Origin of the sequence: Micromonospora sp. BRA006-A, from assembly GCF_033433935.1 — a bacterium.
In the GTDB taxonomy this organism is placed as follows: domain Bacteria; phylum Actinomycetota; class Actinomycetes; order Mycobacteriales; family Micromonosporaceae; genus Micromonospora; species Micromonospora aurantiaca.
This window is the reverse complement of sequence record NZ_JANCLW010000001.1, coordinates 3,884,285-3,900,495: the sequence shown is the minus strand read 5'-3', so window position 1 is coordinate 3,900,495 and position 16,211 is coordinate 3,884,285. Positions and strand designations below refer to the sequence as shown.

Sequence of the window (16,211 nt, the reverse complement as noted above, 5' to 3'; positions counted from 1 at the left end):
CTTATATAAGCGAGGACTGACGCGTCGCGGGGCGCCCGTCGCACCCGGGCGCCCCGCGTACCCCCGTGGGTCAGCCGCCGAGACGGGCGGCGACGGTACGGCGCAGCTCCGGCAGGCGGTCGTGCAGCAGGCCCGGGCACTGCGTGTCGTTGAAGTCCTTGTGCCCGTAGATCTCGGTGGGCGCGATGCCGTACTGCTGGCAGGTGAAGGCGCAGAACGTGACGAGGCTGTTCCAGAGCGCCTGCGGTGGCTGCACGTCCAGGTAGATGCCGTCGTTCTCGATGCCGATGGCCTGGCTGTTCTGCCCGACGCAGTGCGCGCCCTGCACCATGGTCTGCCCGTGCAGCAGCGCGTAGAGGCTGCCGTGCCGGCCCTCGGTCAGGTAGCCGCCCCGGCTGTTTGTGAAGTGCTGCCCGGAGTCGAGCCAGCCGTTGCCGTCCATGTGCAGATCCTGGATGTCGCGGGAGTTGCGGTACGCCTGGGCGAGGCTGTAGTCGGTGGTGTTCGGGAACGCCGTGTGGTGGACGATGATCTTGTTGGGCCGGCTGGCCACCACGCTCACCGGCGACGAGGGCGGGCGGGCGCCCCAGGTCGCGCAGTTGGCGATGGTCGGCTGGTCGACCCGGGTGGCGGCGGCCCGCGCGCCGGGGCCGGAGCCGATCTGGGTCAGCGCGCCGACGCCGGCGGCGGCGCCGAGCAGGACCGCGCCGCGCAGCACGGTCCGCCGGGTGACAGGGGTGGACATCGCAGCCTCCTCGGGAAGGGGGCGGCCTGGGCGTGGCGGGACCGGCACCGCCCGCCACGCCGGGCCGGGGTCAGCAGGGTCCGTTGCAGGCCAGGACGCGCAGCCGGTCGAGTGAGCCGTTCCAGACGTTCTGGTCACCCGGGAAGACCCCGGAGGAGGACCACTGCCAGAACGAGTACGTGCCCCAGCCCGCGGGCAGCGTGCCGACGCTGCCGGCGTAGCGGGCGATCCACAGTGGGTTGTTGGCGGCGAACTGCGACGTGTTGCCGGTGCAGGTGCTCCACCAGTCGGTGGTGGTGTAGATGGTGGCCCACCGGCCGGTGCGGGCGTGGTACTGGTTGACGAACGAGGCGATCCAGTTGCGCATCGACGCCTGGCTCAGGCCGTAGCAGGTCGCGCCGTACGGGTTGTACTCGATGTCCAGCGCGCCGGGCAGCGTCCGCCCGTCCTTCGACCAGCCGCCGCCGTGGTCGACGAAGTAGTTGGCCTGTGTGGCGCCGCTCGTGGTGTCGGGGCGGGCGAAGTGGTACGAGCCGCGGATCATCCCGACGTTGTACGAGCCGTTGTACTGCTGGGCGAAGTACGGGTTGGTGTAGTACGTGCCCTCGGTCGCCTTGACGTACGCGAACCGGGCGCCGTTCGCCCACGCCCCGGACCAGTTCACGTTGCCCTGGTAGCTGGACACGTCCATGCCGGGTAGTCCGGCCGGGGCGGCGGAGGCGGGTGCCGCCGCGGACAGGGTCGCGGCGGCGACGGTGACGGTGGCGAGCAGCGCGGCTCCGGCCGCGCGCAGCGCCGATCGGATCGAACTGTGCATCTGTCCTCCCTGGGGGTTGCCGCGCTCCGGCGGCGGGAGTATGACGAAAGGAACTGTCGTCATTAGGGCACAGGACGGAGAAACCTTTCAATAGATTGCATCGAAGAATCTCGCTGAATCGGGTGCTCAGCCGAGCTGGGCGAGCGCCTCGGCGGCGGCGCGCTCGCCGGCGGTCACCGCGCCCTCCAGATAGCCGCTCCACCGGGTCGCGGTCTCGGTGCCGGCCCAGTGCACCCGGCCCACTGACGTGCGCAGTTCCGGGCCGTACGCGCACCACGCGCCGGGTGGCAGGACGCCGCAGAAGCAGCCGCGCGTCCACTCGTCCGCCGACCAGTCGTACTCGACGAGGTCGTCGGGGCGCGCGGCGGCCGGGCCGAAGATCGCGGCGATCGCGTCGCACAGCGCGTCCCGGCGCGCGTCCTGCGCAAGCCGGCGCAGCGCCCGGGCCTGTGCGCCGTAGCTGAACGCGGTGAGCACCCCGCCCGGCGCGTCCGGCAGCGAGTTGTCCACCGTCTCGGTGAGCGGCCCGGTGTCGGTGCTGGACACCCCGGAGCGGCCGTCGGCCCGCCAGAACGGCTCCGGATAGAGCGCGTGCACCTTGAGCGCCACACCCATCGGCATCCGCTGGGTCAGCCCGTCGCGCAGCGGCGGCAGCGGCGGGTCGTACCGGATGCGCCCGGCCAGTGTCGGCGCCAGCGCGACCACCACCGCGTCGCCGTGGTACGTCTCGCCGACGGAGCGCACCCGCACACCGTCGCCGTCCTGCGCGACGCCGTCCACCGGGGCGCGCAGGCACAGGCTTCCCGGTGGCAGCGCGGCGGCCATCCGCTCGGCCAGCGCGGCCGGACCGCCCGCCATTCGGTCCTGCTGCGCGCCACCGGCCATGCGCAGCAGCGGCCCGGTGCCGCCGCCGCTGCGCAGGTAGAACAGCATGTGCAGCAGCGAGACCTCGTCCGGCGAGGCGGCCAGCAGCCCACCGGCGAGCATCCGGCCCGCGTACCCGGCGGTGACCGGGTCGGCAGCGCTCGCGTCGAGCCAGCCGCCGAACGTGATCCGGTCCCACCGTGCCGCCTCGGCGGCCCGCCACGGCGCGGCCGGGTCGAGTGCGCCCGCCATCTCGTCGAGCCTGCCCAGCAGCGCGGACAGCCCCGGCGGCTCGCCGGTGGCCGGGCGTCCGCCGAGCAGCAGCGCCGCCGCGCCGTGCGCGGGGGAGGAGAAGGTCGTCATTCCGTACGCGGCGACGAGCGCGTACATCCGGTCCTGGGTCGGGCCGATCCACTGCGCGCCGAGGTCCAGCCAGCCGCCGCCTGGTAGCGGGCGGCTCAGCGTCCGGCCGCCCACCCGGTCCCGGGCCTCCAGCACCCGCACCTCGGCGCCCGCCGCGTCCAGCGCGAGCGCGCAGGCCAGACCGGAGAACCCGGCTCCCACGACGACGACCCGGTGACGGCGCACGCGACGGCGTACCCGGCTCCCGGCCGGATTCACCCGGCCCGGCGTGTCGAAACCGGCATCAGTCGTTCGTGTGGAGGGTGAGAGGGCGGCGCGGGCCGTCCCCGGCGGTGAGGAGACACCGATGAAGCAGTACCTGATCAGCATGTACCAGCCGGCCGGCGAGGGCCGTCCGGACCCGGAGTTCCTGGCCGGGGTGATGCGCGAGGTCGAGGCCATCGGCCGGGATTTGCGGGAGGCGGGGTGCTGGGTGTTCGGCAACGGCCTGCACGACCCGCAGACCGCCACCGTGCTGCGCCCGGCCGGCGACGAGGTGCTGGTCACCGACGGGCCGTTCGCCGAGGGCAAGGAGTACCTGGGCGGCGTCACCATCATCCGGGCGGCCGACCTGGACGCCGCGCTGGACTGGGGCCGCCGCTACGCCCTCGCGACCACGCTGCCGATCGAGGTCCGCCCGTTCCAGGGCGAGGGATGACCGACGTCGAACGGGTCTTCCGGGCCGAGTACGGCCGCGCGGTAGCCGTCCTGGTCCGTCTCCTCGGCGACATCGACCTCGCCGAGGAGGCGGTCCAGGAGGCGTTCACCGTCGCCGCGTCGCGGTGGGCCGCCGACGGGCCACCGGCCAGCCCGGCCGGCTGGATCATCACCACCGCCCGCAACCGCGCGATCGACAGGCTGCGGCGCGAGGCGACCCGGGCGGCCCGGCACGCCGAGGCCGCCCTGCTGCACGCCGCCGACCCGCCCACCGAGGAGGGGCCCGTGCCCGACGACCGCCTGCGCCTGATCTTCACCTGCTGCCACCCGGCGCTCGCCGCTCCCGCCCGGGTGGCGCTGACGCTTCGCCTGCTCGGTGGCCTGAGCACCGCCGAGATCGCGCGGGCCTTCCTGGTGCCGGAGCCCACCATGTCGCAGCGCCTGGTCCGGGCCAAGGCGAAGATCCGCGACGCCGGTATCCCGTACCGGGTGCCGCGCGACGCGGACCTGCCGGACCGGCTGCGCGGCGTGCTCGCCGTGGTGTACCTGATCTTCAACGAGGGGCACACGGCGAGCGCGGGGAAGCGGCTGGGCCGCGCCGAGCTGGGCGCCGAGGCGATCCGGCTGGGCCGGCTGCTGGTGACGTTGATGCCGGACGAGCCGGAGGCGCTCGGCCTGCTCGCGCTGATGCTGCTCACCGAGGCGCGCCGGGACGCCCGGACCGGCCCGGACGGCGTGCCGGTGTCGCTGTCCGGGCAGGACCGCGGGCGGTGGGACCGGGAGCTGATCGCCGAGGGCCAGGAACTGGTCCGCCGGTGCCTGCGCCGGGACCGGCCCGGCCCGTACCAGATCCAGGCCGCGATCGGCGCGGTGCACGCGGACGCGCCCACCGCCGCCGCCACCGACTGGAGACAGATCCTCGCGCTCTACGACCAGCTCGCGGCCGTCGCCCCGGGACCGGTGGTGGCGCTGAACCGGGCGGTCGCGCTCGCCGAGGTACGCGGACCGGCGGCGGGACTGGCTGAAGTGGAGCGTCTGGACCTGGCCGGTTACCACGTATGGCACGCGATCCGGGCCGACCTGCTGCGCCGGCTGGACCGTCCGAAGCAGGCGCGACAGGCGTACGACGCGGCGATCGCCGGCACCGGCAACGCGGCGGAGCAGACGTTCCTGCGCCGAGCCCGCGACCGCATGCCGGGATGATCGCACCGACCGTGCATGTAGGAGGCCGGTAACCCCCAGAAGTGAGCGGTGATCGCCTGGGCATTGACGCGGCGGCAGAGAAAAGTACACTCCCGGTGTAATTAGTTTTTCCGCGCTCCGTCGACCGGCACGAGGTGACGATGAGCCCACCGGCCACAGCCACCGTCGAACCGGGCCTGGCGCTGCACCACGTCGGCGTACGCTTCGGCGGCCTGGTCGCCCTCGACGACGTCTCGCTGCGGGTGCCGCCCGGCCGGATCGTCGGCGTGATCGGCCCCAACGGCGCCGGCAAGACCACCCTGTTCAACGTGGTCTGCGGCTTCGTCCGGCCGACCGAGGGTTCGCTCACCCTGGACGACCGGCCGTTCCGGCCCCGCCCGCACGCCCTCACCCGGCTCGGCATCGCCCGCACGCTCCAGGGCGTCGGTCTGTTCGCCGGGCTGTCCGTGCTGGAGAACGTGGTCGCCGGTGCCAGCCACACCGCCCGCGCCGGCTTCGCCGCCGCGCTGTTCGGCCTGCCCCGCAGCGATGACGACGAACGGCGGCTGCGCGCCCGGGCGCTGGACCTGCTCACCGAGCTGGGCATCGAGAAGTACGCCGACGCGGCGCCCGCCACCCTGCCGTACCCGGTGCGCAAGCGGGTCGCGCTGGCCCGCGCGCTGATCGCCCGGCCCCGGCTGCTGCTGCTCGACGAACCGGCCGGTGGTCTCGGCGCCGACGACGTGACCGAGCTGGCCGACCTGGTCCGCGCGCTGCCCGGACGCGACGACGGCTGCGCCGTGCTGCTCGTCGAGCACCACATGGACCTGGTCATGTCGGTCTGCGAGGAACTGGTGGTGCTCGACTTCGGCAAGGTGATCGCGGCCGGGCCGCCGGAACGCATCCGCGACGACCCCCGGGTCACCGAGGCGTACCTGGGCGCCGACGTGCCCGCCGAGCCGACCGGGAGCGCGTCGTGACCGCCGTGCTGGAGGTGGAGGCGCTCAGTTGCTGCTACGGACCCGTGCCGGTGCTGCGCGACGTCGCGTTCACCGTCCCGGCCGGCACCGTCACCGCCGTGCTCGGCGCCAACGGCGCGGGCAAGACCACGCTGCTGCGTACCCTCTCGGGTCTGCTGCGGCCCACCGGCGGCCGCGTCCGGTACGCGGGCGAGGACCTGCGCGGCGTCCGGGTGGAACACCTGGTCCGGCGCGGCCTGGCGCACGTGCCCGAGGGGCGCGGCGTGGTCACCGAGCTGACGGTGGCGGAGAACCTGCGCCTGGGCGGGCTGTGGCGGCGCGACCGGGCCGACGCCCGGCGCGCGCAGGACGAGGTGTACGAGCTGTTCCCCGCCCTGGCCCGCCGCCGTGACCACGCCGGGCACCAGCTCTCCGGCGGGGAACGGCAGATGCTCGCGATCGGCCGGGCGCTGATCGCCCGGCCCCGGCTGCTGCTGCTCGACGAGCCGTCGCTCGGGCTGGCGCCCAAGGTGGCCGCGCAGATCATGGCGCTGCTGCGGCGGCTGCGCGACGAACGAGGGCTCACCGTGCTGCTCGTCGAGCAGAACGTGCGCACCGCGCTGTCCGTCGCCGACCAGGGCATCGTCATGTCGCTCGGGCGGGTCGTGACGGCCGCGCCGGCCGCCCGGCTGCGCGACGACGACCAGCTCCGGCACGCGTACCTCGGATTCTAGGAAGGGGTCGCGGATGGAGCGGTTCTGGTTCCTCACCTTCGACGGGCTCGCCGCCGGGGCGGTCTACGCGGCGTTCGCGCTCGCGCTGGTGCTCATCTGGCGGGCCGCCCGGGTGGTCAACTTCGCCCAGGGCGCGATGGCCGTGGCCACCGCCTACGTCGGGTACGCGGTCGTGTCCGCCACCGGCTCGTACTGGCTGGGCCTGGCCGCCGCGATCCTGTCCGGACTGGCGCTGGGCGCGCTGGTGGAGCGGGTGCTGATGCGGTTCGCCGGCCCCGGCGGCCCGCTCAACCAGGTGATCGTCGCGCTCGGGCTGGTGCTCGTCATCCAGGCGGTGCTCGGCATGGTCTTCGGTAACGACTACCGGCCCGCACCGGCGCCGTTCGACACCGACGCGCTCACCATCGGCGGGGTGGCCGCACTGTCCCCGTACGACCTGTGGGTGCTCGGCGCGGCGCTGACTGTGGTGGCGCTGCTCGCGCTGCTGTTCACCCGTACCCCGGTGGGGCTGCGGATGCGGGCCGCCGCGTTCGCCCCCGAGGTGTCCCGGCTGCTCGGCGTCAGCGTCGGCCGGATGCTCACGCTGGGCTGGGCACTCGCCGCCGGCGTCGGCGCGCTCGCCGGCATGCTCGTCGTCCCCACCGGACTCGGCCTGCACTCGCACGCCATGGACCTGGTCTTCGTGGTCGCGTTCACCGCCGCCGTGGTCGGCGGCCTGGACAGCCCGGTCGGCGCGGTGGTCGGCGGCCTGCTGGTCGGGCTGATCCTGTCCTACGTCACCGGCTACCTGGGACCGGACACCACCCCGCTGGCCGTCCTGGTGCTGCTGCTGTCCGTCCTGCTGGTCCGCCCCGGCGGGCTCTTCTCCGCGGCGAGAGCGAGGCACGTGTGACGAGCACCCCCACCGAGATCGCGCCCGCCGCACCGTCGGCGCTGCGGCGGCTGCTCCCCGGCGCGCCGGCCGGACGCGAGGCGCGCGGCTCCACGCTGCTGCGCCACCTGGCCGTCGCCGTGTTCGCCGGCACGCTCGTCGTGCTGGTCACCAACCAGCTCGCGCCGTACCAGAACCTCCAGGTGGCGCGCGTCTGCGCGTTCCTCTGCGTCACCGCCGGGCACACCGTCCTGGTCGGACTCAACGGCCAGCTCTCGCTCGGGCACGGCGCGCTGATGGCCACCGGCGCGTACACCGTGGCGCTGACCCAGCAGGCCCTCGACGAGCGGGCCGTACGCGGCTGGTGGACGCTGCCGGCGTCGCTGCTCGTCGCCGTCGCGGTGACAGCGCTCGGCGGACTCGTCGTCGGGCTGGCGGCGGCCCGGCTGCGCGGCCCCTACCTGGCCGGCGTGACGCTCGCGGTGGCGACGCTCGTCCCGGCGGTCACCACGATCTTCACCGGCGTGTTCAACGGCGAGCAGGGGCTGCGGTTCCCGGCGCAGACGCCACCGGCGGCGCTCGGCGCCTACTTCCAGCCGGAACGCTGGCTGGCCTGGATCGCGCTGGCCGCCGCGCTGCTCACCATGCTGCTGCTGGCCAACCTGGTACGCAGCCGCTTCGGCCGGTCCCTGCGGGCGGTCCGCGACGACGAGGTCGCGGCCCGGCTCGCCGGCATCCCGGTGGCCCGCACGCAGGTGCTCGCGTTCGTGGTCAGCGCCGCCTGCGCGGGCCTCGGCGGCGGCGTGTACGCGATGCTCACCGCCACCGTCGCGCCCGGCAAGTTCCCGCTGGACCTGTCGCTGTTCCTGCTCATGGCGATCGTGATCGGCGGGCTGGGCAGCCTGGCCGGTGCGGTCTGGGGAGCGGTGCTGCTGGTCGCGCTCCAGGACCTGCCCGGCCTGCTCACCGAACACCTCAGCCTGTCCGCCGGGTTGGCCCGGCGGCTGGAGGGGAACCTCGCGCTCGCCGTGTTCGGCCTGATCCTCATCGTCGTCATGCTCGCCGCCCCGGGCGGCCTCCAGGGCGGCGTGCGTGCCGTCGGCGCCCGGCTGCGCGCCGCGCTGCGCCGCCGTCGCGCCGCCCGCCGGTCGCCGGACCGCTGACCCCACCGGTTCCACCCACCGTTCGCACCGTCGCACCGGATTGGAGAACCATGCGCCCCACCACCCGCCGCGTTCTCGCGGCCGCCGCCGGCCTGGCCCTGCTGGCCGCGCTGCCGGCCTGCGCCGACGATGAGAAGCAGGCCGCCGAGAACGTCCCCGGCGTCAGCGACTCCGAGGTCGTCATCGGCACCCACCAACCGCTCACCGGACCGGCCGCGCCCGGCTACTCGAAGATCTCCGCCGCCACCAAGGCGTACTTCGAGCACGTCAACAGCAAGGGCGGCGTGCACGGCCGCAAGATCGTCTACAAGGTCATGGACGACGGCTACAACCCCGCCAACACCGAGAACGTGGTCCGCAAGCTGGTGCTCGACGACAAGGTCTTCGCGCTGCTCGGCGGCCTCGGCACGCCCACGCACACGAACGTGCTGGAGTTCGTCAAGACGCAGAAGGTGCCGGACCTGTTCGTCGCCTCCGGCAGCCGCAACTGGAACCAGCCGGACAAGTACCCGACCACGTTTGGCTGGCAGCCCGACTACACCGTCGAGGGCAAGATCCTGGCGAGCTACGTCAAGCGGGAGTTCCCCGGCGCGAAGGTCTGCCACTTCGGGCAGAACGACGACTTCGGGCGGGACTCGCTGGCCGGCGTCGAGCAGGTCCTCGGCCCGGTCGCGGCGAAGCAGACGTACACCACCACCAACCAGCAGGTCGGCCCGGCGATCGGGGCGCTGCGCGCGGCCGGCTGCCAGGTGGTCATCTCGGCGACCATCCCCGGCTTCACCGCGCTGGCCATGGGCCAGGCCGCCGGGCAGGGCTTCAAGGCGCAGTGGGTGGTCTCCAACGTGGGCGCCGACTACACCACGCTGTCGGCCCAGCTCGGCGACAAGAAGGTGATCCTCGAGGGCATGGTCGCCGACAACTACCTGCCGAACGTGGCCGACACCGCGAACCCGTGGATCCAGGAGTTCACCAAGATCCACCAGAAGTACAACGCGGGCAACCCGGTCGACGGCAACGCGATCTACGGCTACTCGATGGCGTACACGTTCGTCCAGGCCATGCTCGCCGCCGGGCCCGACCCCACCCGGGAGAAGCTGGTCGAGGCCGTGCGCAAGGGCGGCTTCCGCGGCCCGGGCCTGACCCCCTTCCGGTACGCCGACGGCGTGCACGCCGGCTACGGCGGTGTGCGGCTCACCAAGGTGAGCAACGGCGTGCAGGAGTACTTCGGTCCCGCGTACACCACCGACGACGGCGACGGCGCGGTCACCGAGTTCACCGAGCCGCCGACGAACCCGCCGGCGGACGCCGTTCCGACGTCCTGACCGCCGTGCTGCCGCCGGGCGGCCGGGTGCCGGTCGCCCGGCGGCACGCACGTAGAGTGGCCGCCGGTACCCGAGCAACAGGAGATCCCGTACCCATGATCGAGGTGGAGGCCGACCCGCCGGAGCGGGTGGACGGCCGGGCGGCGCGGGCCGAGCGGACCCGGGCCGCGATCGTGGAGGCGCACCTGGCCCTGATCGACTCCGGTGACCTGCGGCCCACCGGGGAACGGATCGCCGAGCGGGCCGGGGTGTCGCTGCGCACGCTCTGGACCAACTTCAAGGACATGGAGACGCTGTTCGCCGCGACCGGGCGGCGGGTCGGCGAGCGGCAGGCCACGCTCTGGCGGCCGGTGCCGCCGGAGTTGCCGCTGACCGCCCGGATCGCCGCGTTCTGCGAGCAGCGCGCCCGGCTGCTGGAGGTGCTGGCGCCCTCGGCCCGCGCGTCGGCGCTGCGGGAACCGTTCTCCCCGCAGTTGCGGCGCAACCGGGAGGCGGCGGTCGCCCGGGTCCGGCAGGAGATCGAGGCGGTGTTCGCCCCGGAACTGGCGCAGGCCGGGCCGGGCCGCGCGCAGTTGCTGGACGCGCTCACGGTGGCCGGCACCTGGTCGGCGTGGTCGATGATGCGCGACTCGATGGGGCTCGACGTCGAGGCCGCCCGCGCCGTGATGGCCCGTACGCTCGGCGCGCTGCTGGTCGACGCGATCGCCGCCGGCCTGCGCTGACGCTTCCGGCGGCCGGTCTTCCGGCCGACTTCGGCGCCGACGGCCGGCTTCCGGCCTCGCCGGTCCAGGTGGCCGGCCTGGTGCTCAGTCCTCGCGCAGCAGGCGAAGGATGCGGGTCAGTTCGGCCCGGTCGTCCGGTGCGAGCGCGCCGAAGAACCGTTCCGCCTCGGTGGCCCGGGCCTGCCGGATCGCGGTGCCCACCCGCTCGCCCTCGGCGGTGGGGGCGACCAGCGTGGCGCGCCTGTCGCCCGGGTCGGGCCGTCGCTCGACCAGGCCCCGCTCCTGCAACCCGTCGACCACCTCGGTGGCCGAGCGCGGCGCGATGCGCAGGTGCTCGGCGAGCGCGCCGGGCCGCAGCGCGCCGTGACGCATCAGCACGCCCAGCGCCCGCGCCTGCCCGGGGCTGATCTCCCACGGCTCCAGCGCGCGTTTGGTCTGGTGCCGCAGCCGGCGGGTCACCGCCCAGAACGTCTCGGCCAGGCTCTCGTCGCTGCCGTTCACGGGGAATACGGTAACAGCCTTTGTTGTTGTTCCCTCATGTTGAGGTAACCTCAGTATCGTCCCCCTGCATGAGGAGCACTCTTGGATCGCATCCCCGACGGCCGCCGTGACGGCCGCACCGTTTCCCCCGCCGAGAAGGCCCAGGCCCGCGACGTGTCGCTGCGCCGCATCGGCGGCCTGTTCACCGCACACCGCGGCCCGCTCGCCACCGTGGTGGCGATCATCGTGGCGTCCTCGGTCATCGCGATGGCCACGCCGTTCCTGCTGCGTACCGTGATCGACAGGGCCCTGCCCGAGCGTGACCTGACGCTGCTGACCTGGCTGGTCGCGGGCATGGTCGCTGTCGCCGCCGTGACCGCCGTGCTCGGCGTCGCGCAGACCTGGATCTCCACCCGCGTCGGCCAGGAGGTCATGCACCGGCTGCGCGCCGACGTCTTCGCCCACCTCCAGCGGCAGTCGATCGGCTTCTTCGTGCGCACCCGCACCGGGGAGGTGCAGTCCCGCATCACCAACGACATCGGCGGCATGCAGGCGGTGGTCACCTCCACCGCCGCCTCGATCGCCGCCAACCTCACCACTGTGGTCGCCACGACCGTCGCCATGCTGGCGCTGAGCTGGCGCCTCACCCTCGTCTCGGCGGTCGTGCTGCCGCCCGCGCTCTGGCTCACCCGCCGGGTCGCCCGGCTGCGCCGGGAGATCACCGCCCAGCGCCAGCGTGAACTGGCCGACCTCACCGTGACCATCGAGGAAGGGCTGTCGGTCAGCGGCGTACGGCTGGCCAAGACGCTCGGCACCGGCCCGGCCCTGGTCGACCGGTTCACCGCCTCCTCGGCCCGCCTGGTCGACCTGGAACTGCGCTCGGAGCTGGCCGGGCGCTGGCGGATGGCCGCCATGAGCATCGTCTTCGCCGCCATCCCCGCGGTGATCTACCTGAGCGCCGGCCTGCCCGGCACCGCAGGCACGCTCACCATCGGCACGCTCGTCGCGTTCACCGCGCTCCAGGGCAACCTGTTCCGGCCGCTGATGGGCCTGCTCAACGTCGGCGTCACGCTCACCGCGTCGCTCGCCCTGTTCGCCCGCATCTTCGAATACCTCGACCTGCCCGTCGAGGTCGCCGAGCCGGCCCGCCCGGTCCCGCTCGACCCGGCCACCGCCCGTGGCCACCTGCGCGTCGAGGACGTCACCTTCAGCTACCCGGGCAGCGACACCGCCGCCCTCGCGGGCGTCAGCCTGGACGTCCCGGCCGGCACCAGCCTCGCCCTGGTGGGGGAGACCGGCTCCGGCAAGAGCACACTCGCCGCGCTGATCAGCCGGTTGCACGACCCGGACGCCGGCCGCATCACCATCGACGGGATCGACCTGCGCGACCTGCGCCCGGCCGACCTGGCCGCCGTCGTCGGCGTGGTCAGCCAGGAGACGTACCTGCTGCACGGCACCGTGCGGGACAACCTCCGGTACGCGCGCCCGGACGCCACCGACGCCGAGATCGAGGCCGCCGCCCGCGCCGCCCGCATCCACGACCTCGTCAGCGCGCTGCCCGACGGGTACGACACCATGGTCGGCTCGCGCGGCCACCGGTTCTCCGGCGGCGAGCAGCAGCGCCTGGCGATCGCCCGGACCCTGCTGCGCGACCCGCGGATCCTGGTGCTCGACGAGGCGACGAGCGCGCTGGACACCGAGACCGAGCGCGCGGTCCAGCGGGCGCTGGACGAACTGGCCCGGGGCCGCACAGTGGTGACCATCGCGCACCGGCTCTCCACCGTCCGCGACGCCGACCGTATCGCGGTGCTCGACCACGGCCGGATCGTCGAGTCCGGCACCCACGACGCGCTGCTGGACCGGCGCGGCCGGTACGCCGCCCTGGTCGGCTGAACGTAGGAGAGGCGGCCGCCGGGACGGAACCCGAGGCGCTCCCGGGTACTACCGGATCGGCGGGCCGCGCGGAGAGCCCTGCGCCCGCCAGGCCCGCCCCGACACCGCCGCCGTTCCGGGCTGACGCCCCGGCTCAGACCTGGGGCGGCTCCGGCTCGCCCGGGCGGGGCCGCTGTCCCGGGGCCGTACGCGGCGCGGGCGGGGGGAGCAACGGCTCCAACGGGGTGAAGGACTCCACCGGTCCGCCCGGCCGCGATCCACGCCGCGCCCGGCCCGCCTCGCCTGGCATCCCTCGCGCGTCCCGTGCCGCGCCTGCCGGCCCGGTCCCGTCGGCAGTCGGTGCCGTTGTGGCCGGCTCGCCGTCCTTCCCGGCTCGCGTCGAGGTCGGCCGCTCGCGCCGGTCGCGTTCCTCGGCGTACTCGGCACGGCGCCGGGCCAGGTCGCGCTCGCACTCCAGCGCGATGCGCTGCTCCCAGTACGGCTGGAGCAGCTTGCGCACCCGCGCGTCCAGATGGACTGTGACGTCCGGCTCGCAGGCGAACGTCACCTCGCCGCGCGCGTACGTCCAGGGTGGCGGGTCCTCGTCGGCGAGCGCGGCGGTCAGCGCGGCGTGCAGGTCGCGCGGACGGTGCGGCGGCACCTCCGCCGCGCACCGGACGGCCAGCCGGTGCAGGCGTTGCGTGGCCTGCTGCTGGAAGTAGTCCACGTACCAGCCGAACAGCTCCGGCCGGGCGGTCTCCGACGACCAGGTGTAGGTGGCGCGCACCAGGAACACGTACACCTGGCCCTGCGCCGGCACCGCGAGCGGCTCCGGGACGCGCCGGTCGACTGTGGTCACCGGCGTCACCGGCTCCTCCGTCCACCAGAGCTGCCGCAGCGTCGGCTGCGCGCCGTCCCAGAAGCGCCGGGTCCGCACGCGCGCCGCCTCGCCCAGCGCCCGCGCCCGTCCGGCCCACCGCCGCCGCCGGGTGTCCACCGGCGCGCCGGGCTTCGGCCGGCCGCCGCCCGGCTCGGGCCCCTCCGGCACCGCGGTCATCGCACCCCCTCCATGGCGGATCGCCGCACCGCGTCCCGGGGCGTCACCGGGACGCGCGGGCCGTCGGGCGAGGGGTGGCCGGACCGCCGTGGCGGTCCGCGATCCACGCTAACAACAGCGGCCGGTGTACGCGCGCAGCCGCGCGTCGGGTGTTGACCGATCGGAGGAGCCGCCCCGTAGTCCTATCCGTGGGACTCGGAGCGGTTTCGGTCCCGTTCACGGGACCGACCATCCAGAGTCGATCGGTGCACCTTGATCCGTGATCGAAGCGCTTCGTAGCGTGAGGCTCCGTGATCCCTCGGGGGAGGACCAGAACGCATGGGCGTAGACGCTCGTCAGGCCGCCGGTCAGGCCGTGACATACCTGCGGTCCCTGGCCGAGCGGCAGTACGACCGGGTCTGGACCCCGGACTTCCTGCACCTCACCCCCGACGTGCAGGGCTTCGCCGTGTTCCACCGCGGCGGCCTGGTGCTGGTCTACGGCGCGGTGTCGCCGGACGATCCGGCCCGCTGGGTGTTCCGGATGGCCTGCGCGGCCGGCGCCGACGTGCCGGACATCTCCGGGGCGATGGCCTGGGCGAACATCCGCAACCGGCTGGCCGAGGCCGGGCGCTACTACTGCGTGGTGAAGGCCGACCAGAGTGCCTGCCACGTGGTGTTCGCGCTCGACGTGCGCGGCCCGCTGCTCGGCGACGTCACGGCGCCCGACGCGCAGGTGGCGCGGGAACTGCTGCACTTCTCGCTGGCGGTGTGCGTGCACAACGCCGTGGCGGACTTCCGCGACCTGGCGTCCTACCTGCCGGCGCGGCCGCTGGCGCCGACCGAGATCGACGCCTGGACCCTGTTCGCCGGCACGCGCAACTGATCCGGCGGCGGCCCGCCGGCTCGGCGCAGCCCCGCGACCTGCACGAAGATGTCCCGCTTCGCGGTCGCGTTGCCCCGGCGGTCGAGCACGTAGCCGGTCAGCCAGATCCAGCCCATGTGCGTCACCTCGGGCCCGACTGACACGACCCGGAACGTGAGCGCCCGGTCGCCGCCGAACTTGCGGACGTGCGTACCGAAGACGGTTGTCGCCTGTGGGCCGACCAGGTCGGCGCCGGGCCGCCGCTGGTGCTCTGCCACGGCGGTCCGGGCCTGTGGGACCACCTCGGCCCGGTCGCCCGGCTGCTCGACCGGCACGCCCGCGTCATCCGGTGGGACCAGCGTGGTTGCGGGCGCTCCGAGCGGCGTGGTCCGTACTCGGTCGGCCGTTTCGTCGCCGATCTCGACGCGGTACGTGAACACCTGGCCGGACCGCGAACGGCGGTGCTGGGCCACTCGTGGGGCGCGTACCTGGCGCTGCGGTACGCGATCGAGCACCCGGAACGGGTCAGTCACCTGATCTACGTCTCCGGCACCGGTATCGACCCCGAACGAAGCTGGCACCCGCACTACGAGCGGAATCTCAGGCGGCGACTCGGGCCCCACCTGAACCGGTGGGAGGTGCTGGGTGCACGCACCCTCACACCTGCCGAGGAACGCGAACGGGCGATCCTGCAGTGGTCGGCCGACTTCGCCGACCCTGACGCCGCCATGACGCACGCCGAGGGCATGGCAACCCCGTGGCTGGGCATCAACCACGACTGCAACCGGGCCGTCAACGCCGAGGTGAAGCAGGAGCTCAGGGAGTCCGACATCGCCGCGCGGTGCCGAGCACTCGACCTCCCCGTGCTGATCGTCGACGGCCCCGAGGGCATCCGTCCCCGCTGGGGCGTCGACTCGCTGGAGAAGGCGCTGCCCCATTGCGAACGGGTCAGCCTGCCCGGATCCGGCCACCTGCCGTGGGTCGAGAACCCACACGACTTCCGCCGGGCCGTTGCCGGCTTCCTCGACGGCCACGGGTGAGCCACGTCCTTCTCGATCCAGTAGCTGCTGACGCTGTGGAGATCTTGGTACGAAGCGGCCCTCGCGGGGGCTGTCATGTCCCGGTAGGTGTGTCAAGGGTGTGTCCCGGGACGTGTGTCAGTGGTGGGTGTGAGGCGCGTGTAGGTGCTGTTGGTGATGGTGGCGTGGCCGATGGGGTGGCCTTCGGTGGTGTAGACGGTGATGTGTTGGTGGTCGCGGATGGCGGTGAGGGTGTGTCCGCGCCAGGTGCAGCCGACACCGATGCGGGTGCTGCCGGCGGTGATGGTGCCGGTGGTGGAGACGCGGGATCGGTGGATGGTCGCGTCGGTTTGGATGGGTAGGGCTTGGGGGCCGCCGTGGCGGGTGGCGGTGTGCCAGGCGTGGTGCGGGGTGGCGCGGGCGGTGAGGGCGCTGTGGCGGCGGTGGTTGTAGTGCTCGCGGTAGGTGTCGAGCAGATGTTGGAGCTGACGCAGGGTCCGGG

At 73.8% G+C, this 16,211-nt stretch carries 17 protein-coding genes; 11 read left to right on the top strand and 6 right to left on the bottom strand.

Annotated features, from left to right (window positions below; genetic code table 11):
- Nucleotides 1-70: 70 nt before the first annotated feature.
- The 3 genes from NMK34_RS17795 to NMK34_RS17785 all read right to left on the bottom strand — a co-directional run bounded on the left by NMK34_RS17795 (nt 71) and on the right by NMK34_RS17785 (nt 3,158).
- Nucleotides 71-745, bottom strand: a complete 675-nt coding sequence (locus tag NMK34_RS17795) for a peptidoglycan recognition family protein (RefSeq protein WP_318334364.1) — start codon at nt 743-745, stop codon at nt 71-73.
- Nucleotides 746-815: 70 nt separating this feature from the next.
- Entirely contained in the window at nt 816-1,562 is a 747-nt protein-coding gene (locus NMK34_RS17790) for a lysozyme (RefSeq protein WP_318334363.1), read from the bottom strand.
- A gap of 126 nt (nt 1,563-1,688) precedes the next feature.
- Nucleotides 1,689-3,158: a flavin monoamine oxidase family protein gene (locus NMK34_RS17785; protein WP_412098896.1), complete on the bottom strand. Its 1,470-nt coding sequence runs from the start codon at nt 3,156-3,158 to the stop codon at nt 1,689-1,691.
- Between NMK34_RS17785 and NMK34_RS17780 the strand changes: the two genes are divergently transcribed.
- From NMK34_RS17780 to NMK34_RS17745, 8 genes are all read left to right on the top strand, one after another.
- Entirely contained in the window at nt 3,136-3,486 is a 351-nt protein-coding gene (locus NMK34_RS17780) for a YciI family protein (RefSeq protein WP_318334362.1), read from the top strand. The two genes, NMK34_RS17785 and NMK34_RS17780, sit on opposite strands and share 23 nt — an antisense overlap.
- On the top strand, nt 3,483-4,688 hold the full coding sequence (locus NMK34_RS17775; RefSeq protein WP_318334361.1) for an RNA polymerase sigma factor: 1,206 nt from the start codon (nt 3,483-3,485) through the stop codon (nt 4,686-4,688). The genes NMK34_RS17780 and NMK34_RS17775 overlap by 4 nt, the downstream gene beginning before the upstream one ends.
- A gap of 140 nt (nt 4,689-4,828) precedes the next feature.
- Nucleotides 4,829-5,647, top strand: a complete 819-nt coding sequence (locus NMK34_RS17770; RefSeq protein ID WP_318334360.1) for an ABC transporter ATP-binding protein — start codon at nt 4,829-4,831, stop codon at nt 5,645-5,647.
- On the top strand, nt 5,644-6,360 hold the full coding sequence (locus NMK34_RS17765; RefSeq protein ID WP_318334359.1) for an ABC transporter ATP-binding protein: 717 nt from the start codon (nt 5,644-5,646) through the stop codon (nt 6,358-6,360). Before NMK34_RS17770 ends, NMK34_RS17765 begins: the two co-directional genes overlap by 4 nt.
- Before the next feature lie 13 nt (nt 6,361-6,373).
- Nucleotides 6,374-7,252, top strand: coding sequence for a branched-chain amino acid ABC transporter permease (locus tag NMK34_RS17760; RefSeq protein ID WP_013286722.1), 879 nt, complete (start codon nt 6,374-6,376; stop codon nt 7,250-7,252).
- Nucleotides 7,249-8,394, top strand: coding sequence for a branched-chain amino acid ABC transporter permease (locus NMK34_RS17755; protein ID WP_318334358.1), 1,146 nt, complete (start codon nt 7,249-7,251; stop codon nt 8,392-8,394). Before NMK34_RS17760 ends, NMK34_RS17755 begins: the two co-directional genes overlap by 4 nt.
- A 50-nt stretch (nt 8,395-8,444) precedes the next feature.
- A complete protein-coding gene (locus tag NMK34_RS17750) occupies nt 8,445-9,716 on the top strand; it encodes an ABC transporter substrate-binding protein (RefSeq protein WP_318334357.1) in 1,272 nt (423 codons plus the stop codon).
- Between the two features lie 95 nt (nt 9,717-9,811).
- Nucleotides 9,812-10,438: a TetR/AcrR family transcriptional regulator gene (locus NMK34_RS17745; protein ID WP_318334356.1), complete on the top strand. Its 627-nt coding sequence runs from the start codon at nt 9,812-9,814 to the stop codon at nt 10,436-10,438.
- A gap of 84 nt (nt 10,439-10,522) precedes the next feature.
- On the opposite strand, the gene NMK34_RS17740 is transcribed toward NMK34_RS17745, so the two are convergent.
- Nucleotides 10,523-10,939 (bottom strand): MarR family winged helix-turn-helix transcriptional regulator, encoded by a 417-nt coding sequence (locus tag NMK34_RS17740; RefSeq protein WP_013286718.1) that lies wholly within the window; start codon nt 10,937-10,939, stop codon nt 10,523-10,525.
- A 90-nt stretch (nt 10,940-11,029) separates the two neighbouring features.
- On the opposite strand from NMK34_RS17740, the gene NMK34_RS17735 reads away from it, so the two are divergent.
- Nucleotides 11,030-12,811, top strand: a complete 1,782-nt coding sequence (locus NMK34_RS17735) for an ABC transporter ATP-binding protein (RefSeq protein WP_412098955.1) — start codon at nt 11,030-11,032, stop codon at nt 12,809-12,811.
- A gap of 133 nt (nt 12,812-12,944) precedes the next feature.
- Here NMK34_RS17735 and NMK34_RS17730 read toward each other — a convergent pair whose 3' ends face one another.
- Entirely contained in the window at nt 12,945-13,847 is a 903-nt protein-coding gene (locus tag NMK34_RS17730) for a hypothetical protein (RefSeq protein WP_318334354.1), read from the bottom strand.
- 318 nt (nt 13,848-14,165) lie between these two features.
- Here NMK34_RS17730 and NMK34_RS17725 point away from each other — a divergent pair, with 318 nt between their 5' ends.
- Together NMK34_RS17725 and NMK34_RS17720 are read left to right on the top strand one after the other, a co-directional pair.
- A complete protein-coding gene (locus tag NMK34_RS17725; protein WP_318334353.1) occupies nt 14,166-14,711 on the top strand; it encodes a hypothetical protein in 546 nt (181 codons plus the stop codon).
- Between the two features lie 185 nt (nt 14,712-14,896).
- Complete coding sequence (locus NMK34_RS17720; protein WP_318334352.1) at nt 14,897-15,730, top strand: alpha/beta hydrolase; 834 nt, start codon at nt 14,897-14,899, stop codon at nt 15,728-15,730.
- Nucleotides 15,731-15,822: 92 nt separating this feature from the next.
- On the opposite strand, the gene NMK34_RS17715 is transcribed toward NMK34_RS17720, so the two are convergent.
- A partial coding sequence (locus tag NMK34_RS17715; protein WP_318334351.1) for a hypothetical protein occupies nt 15,823-16,211 on the bottom strand: 389 nt, incomplete at its 5' end.